The following is a 12,624-nucleotide window of genomic DNA, read 5'->3' as shown; positions in this document are numbered from 1 at the left end:
AGTTCCTTTATGGGGAAAAGGTGTCTGTCAGTGCAGGATCAAGCCGCGGCGGCCGGTTGGCTCGTCGGCGCCCACAGGTCGGGCAGGCCGGGGTCGGTGTTGGCGATAAGGTGCTTGAGCAGCATCTTCAGGGCCATGATCTCGCCGGCGCCGAGCTTGTCGGCGAGGTCCTCTTCCAGCGCTTTGGCGTGGGCGATGTGGCGCAGGGACGCCTCCCGCCCGTCGGCGGTGAGGACGTAACGGGCCTTGCCTGCGTGGAATTCGCGGGCAATGAAGCGCTGGCCCTCGAGGGCCTTCATTTGTGCCTCGCTGGCCAGCATGCCGGTGTAGCCGATGATGCCGTTGAGCTCCTCGAGGCTCAGGCGGTCCCGCACGGCGAGGGTGGACAGGATGAAGAAGGTCGCCTCGTCGAGGGCCTGGCTGGCCAGCATCTGGCGTACCGAATGCAGCATCTGGTAATGGGCGCGGCCCAGCAGATAGCCCAGCAGGTCTTCCGTATAGCTGCATTCGGGCGGCGGGTTGGCGCCGAGGCGCACTTCCTGGCGCGGCTTGCGCGCGGCGATGGCGTACTGGCCGGACTGGAAGACCAGCGGCGGATGCTCGCAGCGGTCGTAGGCCAGCACCTCACCGACGAAGATCAGGTGATCGCCGCCTTCGTAGCTGAAGGCCGTGCGGCACTGAAAGCGGGCGGTGCAGGCCGGGATCAGTGGCGCGTCGGAGATTCCCTCGTCCAGTACGATGTCGGCGAACTTGTCGGCGCCCTGGGATGCGAAGCGGCCGGACAAGGCTTCCTGGTCGGCGGACAGCACGTGCACGTTCCAGTGCCGGCTGCTTTCGAATACAGGCCGGCTGCGGGCGGATTTCGCCAGGCTCCACAGCACCAGCGGCGGGTTGAGGGAGACGGAGTTGAAGCTGTTGGCGGTGATGCCGATCGCCGTGCCGTCCTCGGCGCGGGCGGTGATGATGGTGACCCCGGTCGTGAAGGTGCCGAGAGCGGCGCGGAAAGCCTGGGGATCAAAGCTCGCTTGGGTCATGGGAAGCCTCACTGGGGCGTTGGTCTGTGGAGCCAGTATCGACACGGCTCCGGCGCGCAACATCGTCCCAACGGACTAACGGCGGATCGATTGAGAAAACGCGGCCGCAGGGCCTCATCCAATCGGACGATGGGCGGCGCTGCGAGGCTTGCTAGTGTGCGCATCCATCCGGGCTTCCCATGTATGCAACGCCATGTTCGAGAAGATCACCATTGCCCAGCGCTTGTGGCTGTGGGCCCTGCTGTCGACTGCGCTGTTCCTGGCCGCCGTGGCCTTCGGCTGGTATGGCCTGTTCGAGGCCCGCGAGACCTTGCGTGTCGTCCATGAGGAGCGGCTGGCGGCGCTGGGCCGTTTCGAAACCATCCAGCAGAAGCTGCAGGCCAACCGGCGCCTGGTGCTGCTGGCTTTCCAGCTCGATCCGGAAGGAGGCTTTGCCCGCGCCCACAGCCGGCCCTTGAGCCATTACCTGGACGAGATCGAACGCAACAACGGGCAGATCGATGCGCTGTGGAAACAGTACGCAACGACGCCTCATCGCGCCGAAGAGGCCCGCCTCGAAAAGGCCTACGTCGAAGCCTACCGGCGCTGGCGCGGCGAACTCGACGAAGTGCTGGCGCCGCTGCGGATGGAGAGCTTCCGCCTCAACAACATGACCGCCTTCGTGCAGGGCGGCGAGCCCGCCGGCGAGGCGGCATCGGCCGCATTGGGCGCGCTCCACGACTACCAGTCGGCCATTACCGCCCAGGACTACAAGGCGGCCGGCGAACGTTACGACTCGACAGTGCTGGCCTACATCACGCTGGCCGTCATCGGCGCGCTGGCCGGTTCGCTGATGGCCTTCGGCACCCTGCGCCGGATGCGCACTGCCTTCGGCGTGGCGTCCGGCGTGGCGCGGGCGATTGCCGACGGTGACCTGGCCCGGCCGGTTCCGGTCCTGGGTAAGGACGAATTCGGCGTGTTGCTCACCGACGTCGGGCAGATGCGCGACAACCTGCATCGCCTGGTGGACGAAATGCGCGGCCAGGTCGAGCAGCTGGGCGTCGAGGCACAGCAGATGGCCGGCACGGCGACCGATGCGTCCGCCCACGCCACGGCGCAGGCCGAGGCAGTGAACAGCATCTCGGTCGCGGCATCCCAGCTGGCCCGCTCCATCGAACAGGTCGAAGCCCATGCCGACGCGTCCCTGCGCATGAGCCGGGAGTCCTTCGGCCGCTCGGAGGAGAGCGAGCGCTACATCCAGCGCATGGCCGAGGAAATGGGCGGCGTCGCCCAGGTGGTGACGCAGACTGCCAGCCATGTGCGCGAACTCGACAACCTGTCCGACCAGATCAGCGGCGTCGTGCGGGTGATCCTCGAAGTGGCCGACCAGACCAATCTGCTGGCCCTCAACGCGGCCATCGAAGCAGCCCGTGCCGGCGAGCAGGGGCGTGGCTTTGCGGTGGTGGCGGACGAAGTGCGCAAGCTGGCCGAGCGCACGTCCTCGTCCACCGCCGAGATCTCGGCGACGATCGCCGACATCCAGCGGCGCACCCGCAGCGTGTGCGCGACGATGGAGTCTGCCGTCGAGCGGGTGCGCAGCGGCGCGGAGCTGGCTGCCCAGGCCGGCGAGTCGGTGGTTGGCATCCGCGCCGGCAGCGGCCAGGTGATTGCCGCGGTGGATGGCATCGGCGATGTGCTCAAGGAGCAGGCCGCCGCCACCCGCGAGATCGTCCGCCGTGTGCAGAGCGTTTCCGACGGCACCACGGCCCTGTCCACCAGCGCCGCGCGGAGCGCAGAATCGGCGGCGGGCCTGGACCGGCTGGCCCGGACGCTGGAGCGCCTCTCCGCCCGTTTCCGCCTGGCTTGAGTTTTTTCCGAGCAATTCCTGACAGCCCGATCGTTCGCGGCCGTTCCACCAACCCTGAGGTGAATCGAAGACCATGAGCACTCCCAACAGTACTCCGGCCCTTGCCAATATCCTGTCCGCCCAGCAGGCAGCCTTTGCGGCCGCCGGCGCCGTCGATGCGGACACGCGCCGGCGCCGCCTGCAGACGGCCATCGACCTGCTGGTGAAGTACCACAAGCCGCTGGCGGCGGCGATGGACGCCGACTTCGGCGGCCGCCATCCGGGCTTCTCCTTGATGAACGATGTGCTCGGTTCGCTGGCGTCCCTCAAGCATGCCCGCGATCACTTCGAGCCGTGGATGGCACCGGACAAGCGGGCACCCTTTGCGCCCTATGACCAACTTGGTGCGGAAGCCTGGGTAATGGTCCAGCCCAAGGGCTCGGTGGGCATCGTCGGCACCTGGAACGCACCGCTGTTTACCCTGTTCGCACCGTTGGCCTATGTGCTCGCGGCGGGCAACCGGGCCATCCTGAAGCCGTCCGAGGTCGTGCCACGCACGGCGGCGCTGGTGGCGGAGGCGGTCACCGACATGTTCGATCCCCTCGAAGTGGGCGTCGTGACCGGCGGCCCGGACGTGGGCGCGGCTTTTGCGGCGCAGCCCTTCGACCACTTGGTATTCACCGGCAGCACGGCGGTCGGCAAGGCCGTGATGCGGGCCGCCGCCGACAACCTGGTACCGGTGACGCTGGAGCTCGGCGGCAAGTCGCCGACGATCATCGGCCGCAGCGCCGACCTGGCGACCGCAGCTTTCCGCATCGCGGCGGGCAAGGGGGCGAACGGCGGCCAGCTGTGCGTCAATCCGGACGTGGTCTACGTGGCACGCGAGCAGCTGGAATCCTTCGTCGCCAGCCTGAAGACGGCCTTCGCCAGCCTGTTTCCGACGGCGGCCGGCAACCCGGACCTGACGGCGGTCGTCAATGAGCGCCACCTGACCCGCATCGACGGCTATGTGGAGCAGGCGGCCGCCGTCGGCGCCCGCGTCGAGACCTGTCCCGATGGGGTGATCTCCGGCGACGGTGAGCGTCGTCGCCCGCTGCGCATCGTCATCGACCCGCCGGCCGACTCGGCGATCATGCGCGAGGAGATCTTCGGGCCGGCGGTCGTCGTGCTCGGCTACGACGACATCGACGCGGTGATTGCCGACATCAACGGGCGCAGCCGTCCGCTGGCCCTGTATTACTTTGGTGAGGATGCGGCCGAACAGCAAAAGGTGTTGACGCACACCCTGTCCGGCGGCGTGAGCATCAACGAGGTGATGTTCCACGCGGCGATGCACGACGCGCCTTTCGGTGGCGTCGGTGCCTCCGGCATGGGGCGCTACCACGGCCGCGAAGGCTTCCTTGAATTCAGCCATCTGCGCACCGTGTTCAAGGCGCCGGCCTACGATCCGCGCCGGGAGTGGGGCATGCTGCCACCCTACGGCGAACATTTCCTGGCGGCGATGGAAGCGCAGGTCACACCGTGAGCGCCTTCGCCATTCCCACCGATGAGCAGCGCGCGCTGCGGGAAACCGCGATGGCCTTCCTGGCGGGGCACGCCAATGCGCGCAGCGGCCGCGACGGCGACGCTGCCTTGTGGCAGACCATGGCCGAACTGGGCTGGCCGGCTGTGCTGGTGCCAGAGGAGTTCGGCGGCCTGGGCCTCGGCATCGCGGAGGCCGTCGTCTTGCTGGAGGAAATGGGGCGCAGCCTGACGCGCTCGCCGTTCTTCGCCACGGTGGCGCTGGCTCAGCCGCTGTTGCTGCATGCGGCCTCCGAAGAGGCCTGCCAGCGCTGGCTGCCGGGGCTGGCGGAAGGTTCGGCGACAGCGACGGTCATCGCGGCCGCCGGCCTGCCGCCGGCGTTTCGCCCCGACGAGCTGGCGATCCGTGCCTGCCGCCGCGGTGACCGCTGGGAGCTGCAGGGCTGTGCGGAGCAGGTTCTTGATGGCGACGGCGCCGACATGGCCTTCATCGTTGCCGCGCTGGAGGACGGCGCCTGCGGGCTGTTCCACGTTTCCGCCGACACGCCGGGCCTGCAGCGCAGCGCGCTGGAAAGCTGGGACTCGACCCGCCCGCAAGGCCGCTGGCGTTTCGACGCGGTGCCGCTGCCGCTGGACGCGCGCATCGACCGGCCGGCTGGTTTCGTGGCCGGTGTTGTCCATGCGCTGCAACTCGCTGCGCTGATGCTGGCGGCGGAGCAGGTCAGCGGCGCGGCCCGTTGCCTGGAGCTGACCGTTGCCTATACCGGCGAACGTCGCCAGTTCGGCCGGGCCATCGCCGGCTTCCAGGCCGTCAAGCACCGTTGCGCGCAGATGATGGTGAAGCTGGAGACGGCCCGCTCGGCGCTGCAAGGTGCGTTGGTGGCGCTGGAACTTGATGAACAGGCCGTGGCAAGCGAGATCGCCGTGGCGCGGGTGCTGGCCACCGAGGCCTACCGCTTCTGCGCGGCCGAGGCCATCCAGCTGCACGGCGGTGTCGGTTTCACCTGGGAATACGATCCCCAACTGCATTTCAAGCGCGCCCAATGGGCTTCCCACTGGTTCGGCGATGCAGACGCATGGCGCGACGCGGTAGCCGACTGTGTGCTGGGTGGCGTGACGGAGAGATATCAATGAACAAGGCGATGCCCGACGAACAGCAATTCCGGGCCGAAGTGGCCGACTGGATGGAGCGCCATCTGTGTGGCTGCTTCGCGCCGCTGCGCCACCGGGGCGGCCCGGGGGACGAGATGGCCTATCCCGAACTGCGCCGCGAGTGGGAAGCTGAGATGGCCGCCGGCGGCTGGATCGGTCTCGGCTGGCCGCAGGCCCACGGCGGCCGCGATCTGCCGCTGGCGCTGCAGGTCGCTTTCCACGAGGAATACGCCCGCGCCGGCGGACCCGGCCGCATGGGGCACATCGGCGAGACGCTGCTGGCACCGACCCTCATCGCTCATGGCACGCCGGAGCAGCAGGCGCGCTTCCTGCCCGGCATCCGCGCCGGGCGGGTGTTCTGGTGCCAGGGTTACTCCGAGCCGGGCGCCGGCTCCGACCTGGCTGCCATTTCCACCCGCTGCTGGCTGGAGGACGGCGAATGGCGGCTGCGCGGCCAGAAGTTGTGGACCTCGCTGGCCCACGAATCCGAGTGGATCTTCGTGCTGGCCCGTAGCACGCCCGGCAGCGTCGGACGGGAAGGGCTGAGCTTCCTGCTGGTGCCCCTCGACCAGCCGGGCGTGGAGATCCGCCCGATCCGTCAGATGACCGGCGAGGCGGAGTTCAACGAAGTCTTCTTCGACGACGCCCGCACGGCCGCCGACTGCATCGTCGGCAAGCCTGGCGACGGCTGGCGCATCGCGATGGCGCTGCTCGGCTTCGAGCGCGGCTTGTCCACGCTGGGCCAGCAGATGCACTTCACTCACGAGTTGCAGTTGCTGGTGGAGGCGGCCCGCAGCTGCGGTGCCGACCGGGACGTGGGTGTGCGCCGGCGTATCGCCGATGCGTGGATCGGCCTGCGGGCACTCCGCGCCAACGCACTGCGCATCTTCGCGCGCGGCGAAAACGCCACCGGACCGGAGGCGCTGGTCTACAAATACGCTTGGTCGAACTGGCACCGGGATCTGGGCCAGCTGGCGATGGACGTGATGGGAATCGCGGGGGATGTGCCGGCCAGCGAAGACCCGTGGCGCCGGCTGCAGCAGGTGTTCTTCTTCTCCCGCGCCGACACGATCTACGCCGGGACCAACGAGATCCAGCTCAACATCATCGCCGAGCGCGGGCTGGGGATGCCCAAGGCCTGAGCGGAGCGGACTTCGGCCTGCTTGGCTTCAAAGCCCACTCGCCGCCAGCCGTGTCGTAAGCGGCTGGCGGCGTTTCCATTTCAGCGCTGGGCGGCCGAGCGTCCGGCCTGACGGCCGAAGAAGGTCGAATCGCCGAGGGACAGGCCTGAGCTGTAGCCCTCGCCCCAGCGCGGCAGGCCACAGGCGGTACGCCCTGCGGCGAACAGGCCGGCGATCGGACGGCCGTCCGCGTCGAGCACCTCGCCACCCGGCAGGGTGTGGAGGCCGCCGAGGGTGAAGGCATGGGCTTCCAGATCCTCGCTGCAATAGCTGAGGGCGGCAAAGGGCGGCACGCTCAGCGGCCGCAGCCACGGCGCGGCCTTGTGGAAGTAGGGGTCCTGGCCTTCGGCGGCGCGCGCGTTGAATTCCTCCACCGTGTGCTGCAGCGCGCCGGCGGGAATGCCCAGCTCCTGCTCGATCTCCGCCCACGTCTCGCCAACCGCGGCGATGTCGACATCGGGCTTGATGACCGGCCGGCCGAAGATTTCGTTGTCCACCAGCAGCCAGGCACGGCCACCCGGCTGGCGCAGCACGTAGTGGCCGACACGGCCGTGGTAAGCGTCCTCGTTGATGAAGCGCTCGCCGCGCTCGTTGACGAAGATCCCCTTCACCAGCGACTCGGGCGGAAAGAAGGGTACCGTCGCAAAGAACTGGTCCATGTGGATCGCCGCGGCGCCGACCGCCATGCCCATGCGGATGCCCGAGCCGTCGTCGTTGCCGCCGCTCACTTCCTTCACGCAGGCCAGCGCGGCCGGGGCGAAGCGGGCCACCATGTCCCGATTGACGATGAAGCCACCGGCCGACAGCACCACGCCCTTCAGGGCACGGACGAAGCGCACTTCACCGTCGATGCGCGCCACCACGCCAGCCACGCCGCCGTCGCGATCCACCACCAGCGTCAGCGCACGGGCGTTGTAGTGGATGTCGGCACCGGCGGCTGCGGCCTGGGCGCACAGGTGCTCCATCAGCACCTTGCCGCCGCCCCAGCCCTTGAACTGCACCGTATGCCCGCGCGGCGCCGGTTTGGCGGTGGCGCTGAAGGGCCAGGCCAGTTCGTTGCCGGACCACAGCAGGGTGTCGTCGGTGGTGGGCTCGATCCATTTGCCGGGCAGGTAGCTGCCCTTGAAGGGCACGCCGAGTTCCTGCAGCCAGCGGAAGTGGGCCTCGGCGCCGTCCGCATAGACGCGCACGCGCTCGCCATCGGCGCCGGGGCCGCCGCTCAGGGTCAGGTAGGCGGCCAGGTCCTCGGTGCTGTCCTCGAAGCCGTTAGCGCGCTGGACGGAGGTGCCGCCGCTGCCGCCCACATACACTTCGCCGCCCGACAGTGCGGCACTGCCGCCGCCGGCCGAGGCGACTTCCAGCACGCACACACGGGCGCCGGCCCGGCGGGCCTCGATGGCTGCACAGCTGCCGGCGGCGCCGAAGCCGACGACGAGCACGTCGGTCTCGATGTCCCAGGCCGGGACGTCCTCGACGCGGCAGGGACGGGAAGGGGTGTAGATGGCGTTCTGCATGGGGCTTGGCTCTCCGTTCTGATGGGTAGGGTTGTCTCCAGCGTGATCGTGGCGGCAGCGCGGGAGGCGCCGCATCGCCCGATTGAACGATGGCACGCCCCCGTCGATGGATGCCCGGTTCGGCCTAGTCCGCCTTGACGATGGCCGGCCGCCGGGCAAGCGGGAACATCCGCTGCGGCCAACCATTTCCGAGGACCCCAGCGTGAGTGCACAAGAACAGAACCAGACCGCCTTCGATGTCATCGTCGTCGGCTCCGGCGCCGGCGCAATGACGTCCGCCGTGATCGCCGCCGACCACGGCCTGTCGGTGCTGGTGGTGGAGAAGAGCGACAAGTTCGGCGGCACGTCCGCCATTTCCGGCGGCGGCATCTGGATTCCCAACAATCCGCACTTCAAGCGCATCGGCGGCAAGGACAGTTACGACAAGGCGCTGCAGTACGTGCGTGCGGCGACAGCCGGCCGGGTGGACGAGAGCCGCCTGCGGGCCTACCTCGATAACGCGCCGAAGATGATCACCCACCTGGAGACCAAGGGCCGCCTGCGCTATGCGGTGGCCGACAAGTATCCCGACTACTACCAGCATCTGCCGGGCGCCTTGCCGGGCGGACGCACGCTGGACCCGGAACTGTTCGACACCAGCCTGCTCGGCGATGAGTTGCGCCATCTGCGCACGCCGTCGCCGTCCACGCTGTTGATGGGGCGCATCGCATGGACGGCCCGCGACGCCCACAAGGCGATGGCCAAGGAGCGCGGCTGGCGCCTGAAAGTGATGGGCCTGATGCTGCGTTACCAGCTGGACCTGCGCTGGCGGCGCAAGACCCGCAACGACCGCCGTGCCGCCCTCGGCAGCGCGCTGGTCTGCGCGCTGCGCCGCACCCTGATGGATCGCCAGGTGCCCCTGTGGCTCAACACCGATTTCCAGGACCTGATTCGCGACGGCGAGCGGGTGACCGGCATCCGCGTCAAGCGGGATGGCCGGGAGCTGCATCTGCAGGCCCGCCGCGGCGTGATCCTCGGCGCCGGCGGCTTCGAGCAGAACCAGGCCCTGCGCGACAAGTACCTGCCCAAGCCGACCCGCACCGGCTGGAGCGCCACGCCGCCCGGCAACAACACCGGCGCGGCGCTGGAAGCCGGGCTGGCGGCCGGTGCGGCCACCGACCTGCTCAACTGGTCCTGGTGGGCGCCGACCATCGCGGTGCCTAAGGAAGAGAAACCCCGCGGCGTTTTCGCCGAGCGGGCCTTCCCGGGCGCCATCGTCGTCAATGGCCTGGGCCGGCGCTTCGTCAACGAGGCCACGCCCTACCTGGAGTTCGTCGACGCCATGTACCGCGACAACGGCGCCAGCGGCGGCAAGTCGATCCCGGCGTGGGTGATCTTCGATGCCCACTTCCGCTTCCACTATGCGATGGGCCCGCTGATGCCGGCCCAGGTGATGCCGGACGGCCGCCTGCGCAAGGAATGGCTCAACACCGTGTACTGGAAGGCTGACACCCTGACCGATCTGGCGCGCCAGATCGGCGTCGATGCGGCCGGCCTGGAATCCACCGTGCGGACCATGAACGACTACGCCCGGACCGGCGTGGACAAGGATTTCGCCCGCGGCGGCAACGTCTTCGACCGCTACTACGGCGACGTGAACGTGAAACCCAACCCGTGCCTGGCGCCGATTGCCAAGGGGCCGTTCTACGCCATGCGGCTGGACGCCGGCGACATCGGCACCAAGGGTGGCCTGCTCACCAACGAGCATGCCCAGGTCGTCCGTCCGGATGGGGCGCCGATCAGCGGGCTGTACGCCATCGGCAACACCTCGGCGTCGGTGATGGGCACCAGCTACCCCGGCGCCGGCGCGACCCTCGGCCCGGCGATGACCTTCGGCTACATCGCGGCCAACCATATTGCGGCGGGCAACTGAACGCGCAACCCATAAGAAAAGACCGAAAAAAGGAGACGCAGCATGGCAGGACGTATGCAGGACAAGGTGGCGCTGGTCACCGGCGGGGCGAGCGGCGTGGGGCAGGCCACCGCGCGGCTGCTGGCCGCCGAGGGCGCCCGCGTGGTGATCACCGACATCAACGAAGCTGCCGGCCGCGTGCTGGCCGACGAGCTGGGGCCCGAGGCGCTGTTCCTGCGCCACGACGCCGCTTCCGAGGCCGACTGGCGCACCGTCGAGGACACCGTGCGGGAACGCATCGGTGGCCTCGACGTGCTGGTGAACAACGCCGGCATCCTCATCAAGGGCAGCATCGAGGAAGCCAGCCTGGACGACTGGCAGCGCCTGATGCGCGTGAATGCGGACAGCGTCTTCCTCGGCTGCAAGGCCGGTGTCGCGCTGATGAAGGCGCGCGGTGGCGGTTCCATCGTCAACATGTCATCAATTGCCGGCATCGCCGGCAAGGACGACTACGCGGCCTACTGTGGCTCAAAAGGTGCCATCGCCGCGCTGACCCGTGCCGTCGCCGCCCATTGCCGGCGCAGCAAGTACCGCATCCGCTGCAACTCGGTGCACCCGGACGGCATCCTGACCCCGATGAGCACCGCCGCGTATCCGCCGGGCATCGACCCGGCACGCCTGACCATCGACGTCGACCCGATGTTCCGGGCCTGCCTGCCGGAAGACGTGGGCAACGCCATCCTGTTCCTCGCGTCCGACGAGTCCCGCGCGGTCAATGGCATCGAGCTGCGCGTGGACAGCGGCCAGTTCGTGATGAGCATCTAAGCCGTCGTCCGCAACTTTCAAATCCATTCCGCCATGCCAGCCTCCATGCCCGACCTGCCGATCCCGGCCATCGCGCCGACCATTCCCGCGCTGCTGTTTTCCGCCGCCCGTCACCACGCGTCCCGTGTCGCCATCGAGGAGAACGGCCAGCGCATTGCCTACGCCGAGCTGCCCGACCGGGCGCTGGCCGTGGCGCGGGCGCTGATCGCCAGTGGCGTCGAACCCGGCGACAAGGTGGCGATCTGGGCGCCGAACTGCAGCGAGTGGGTGCTGGCGGCCCTCGGCGTGCACTGCGCCGGCGCGGTGCTGGTGCCGATCAATACCCGCATGAAGGGCCAGGAGGCCGCCGACATCCTGGCTCGCAGCTACGCGCGGGTGCTGATCTGCATCGGCGAATTCCTCGGCGCCGACTATCCGGCGATGCTGGCACCGCACCGGCCCGCGACGCTGGAGCGGGTCGTGGTGCTAGGTGACGGGCATCCCACCGGGGAAGGCGTGCAGACTTGGGCGGACTTCCTGGCCGGCGGCGCGCAGGTGGCCGGATCGCTCGCCCGCGCCCGTGCGGAGGCGGTGGACACGCGGGACACCGCCGACCTGATGTTCACCTCCGGCACTACCGGCAAGCCGAAGGGCGTCATGCACGCCCACGGGCCGACCTTGCGGGCCTTCGCGGAATACGTGCGGATCATCGGGCTGCGCCCCGGCGACCGCTACCTGATCGTCAATCCCTTCTTCCACACCTTCGGCTACAAGGCCGGCTGGGTGACCTGCCTGATCGCCGGGGCGACCATCCTGCCGCACCCGGTGTTCGACGCGGAAGCGGTGTTCCAGCGCATCGAGGCCGACCGCGTTACGGTGCTGCCCGGCCCGCCGACCCTCTACCTGTCGATGCTGGCCCATCCGCGGCTGGCCGAGGCGGACCTGTCCAGCCTGCGCATCGCCGTCACCGGCGCCGCGACCATTCCGCCGGTGCTCGTCGAGCGCATGCGCAGCGAGCTGGGCTTCGAGGTGGTGACCACCGCCTACGGCCTCACCGAATGCGGCGGGCTGGCGACGATCTGTGACCCGGCCGACGACGCTGCGACCATCGCCGGCACCAGCGGCAAGGCCATCCCCGGCACCGAGCTGCGCATCGTCAACAGCCATAACCAGCCCTTGCCGGCGGGCGAGGCGGGTGAAATCTGCCTGCGCGGTTTCCACGTGATGCAGGGCTACTTCGAGAATCCCGAAGCAACCGCCGAGACCATCGACGCCGACGGCTGGCTGCACACCGGCGACATCGGCACGCTGGACGCACGAGGCTACCTCCGTATCACCGACCGCCTGAAGGACATGTTCATCGTCGGCGGCTTCAACTGCTACCCTGCCGAGATCGAGGCGGCGCTGACGGAACACCCGGCCATCGCCCAGGTGGCGGTGATCGGCGTGCCGGACGAGCGGATGGGGGAGGTGGGCTGCGCCTGCGTCGTGCTGCGCGTTGGCGCTGCGCTGGATGAAGCCGGCCTCATCGCGTGGTCGCGCAATCGTATGGCCAACTACAAGGTGCCGCGCCTGGTGCGCTTCTTCGACGCGCTGCCGGTGAATGCGTCCAACAAGGTCGCCAAGAACGAGCTGCGCAGCCGGGTCGCGGCCTGAGCCGGTTCCCATCCTGCCCCGATCCGATTTCTACGCGAAAGGCCCA

9 protein-coding genes are annotated in these 12,624 nt (G+C 68.9%); 7 read left to right on the top strand and 2 right to left on the bottom strand.

Features of this window, described 5'->3' with window-relative positions:
* Positions 1 to 38: 38 nt before the first annotated feature.
* Positions 39 to 1,034: a flavin reductase gene (locus tag AC3QL2_RS23900; RefSeq protein WP_493234967.1), complete on the bottom strand. Its 996-nt coding sequence runs from the start codon at positions 1,032 to 1,034 to the stop codon at positions 39 to 41.
* Between the two features lie 193 nt (positions 1,035 to 1,227).
* Here AC3QL2_RS23900 and AC3QL2_RS23895 point away from each other — a divergent pair, with 193 nt between their 5' ends.
* From AC3QL2_RS23895 to AC3QL2_RS23880, 4 genes are all read left to right on the top strand, one after another.
* On the top strand, positions 1,228 to 2,880 hold the full coding sequence (locus tag AC3QL2_RS23895; RefSeq protein ID WP_493234969.1) for a methyl-accepting chemotaxis protein: 1,653 nt from the start codon (positions 1,228 to 1,230) through the stop codon (positions 2,878 to 2,880).
* Positions 2,881 to 2,953: 73 nt separating this feature from the next.
* On the top strand, positions 2,954 to 4,384 hold the full coding sequence (locus AC3QL2_RS23890; protein WP_493234970.1) for a coniferyl aldehyde dehydrogenase: 1,431 nt from the start codon (positions 2,954 to 2,956) through the stop codon (positions 4,382 to 4,384).
* Complete coding sequence (locus AC3QL2_RS23885) at positions 4,381 to 5,514, top strand: acyl-CoA dehydrogenase family protein (RefSeq protein WP_493234972.1); 1,134 nt, start codon at positions 4,381 to 4,383, stop codon at positions 5,512 to 5,514. The genes AC3QL2_RS23890 and AC3QL2_RS23885 overlap by 4 nt, the downstream gene beginning before the upstream one ends.
* Positions 5,511 to 6,674, top strand: coding sequence for an acyl-CoA dehydrogenase family protein (locus AC3QL2_RS23880; RefSeq protein WP_493234974.1), 1,164 nt, complete (start codon positions 5,511 to 5,513; stop codon positions 6,672 to 6,674). The genes AC3QL2_RS23885 and AC3QL2_RS23880 overlap by 4 nt, the downstream gene beginning before the upstream one ends.
* Positions 6,675 to 6,754: 80 nt before the next feature.
* On the opposite strand, the gene AC3QL2_RS23875 is transcribed toward AC3QL2_RS23880, so the two are convergent.
* Positions 6,755 to 8,227: an FAD-dependent oxidoreductase gene (locus AC3QL2_RS23875; RefSeq protein ID WP_493234976.1), complete on the bottom strand. Its 1,473-nt coding sequence runs from the start codon at positions 8,225 to 8,227 to the stop codon at positions 6,755 to 6,757.
* Positions 8,228 to 8,429: 202 nt separating this feature from the next.
* Between AC3QL2_RS23875 and AC3QL2_RS23870 the strand changes: the two genes are divergently transcribed.
* Genes AC3QL2_RS23870 through AC3QL2_RS23860 form a run of 3 tightly spaced genes read left to right on the top strand, consistent with a single transcriptional unit; the run spans position 8,430 to position 12,578 of the window.
* Positions 8,430 to 10,139, top strand: a complete 1,710-nt coding sequence (locus tag AC3QL2_RS23870) for an FAD-binding protein (RefSeq protein ID WP_493234978.1) — start codon at positions 8,430 to 8,432, stop codon at positions 10,137 to 10,139.
* A 42-nt stretch (positions 10,140 to 10,181) separates the two neighbouring features.
* Positions 10,182 to 10,943, top strand: coding sequence for a glucose 1-dehydrogenase (locus AC3QL2_RS23865; protein ID WP_493234979.1), 762 nt, complete (start codon positions 10,182 to 10,184; stop codon positions 10,941 to 10,943).
* Between the two features lie 33 nt (positions 10,944 to 10,976).
* Positions 10,977 to 12,578, top strand: a complete 1,602-nt coding sequence (locus AC3QL2_RS23860; RefSeq protein WP_493234980.1) for a FadD3 family acyl-CoA ligase — start codon at positions 10,977 to 10,979, stop codon at positions 12,576 to 12,578.
* The last annotated feature ends 46 nt before the right edge of the window (positions 12,579 to 12,624 follow it).

The organism is Zoogloea sp. GW822-FHT05C07, assembly GCF_058800215.1.
This window is presented reverse-complemented; position numbering and strand designations above follow the sequence as displayed.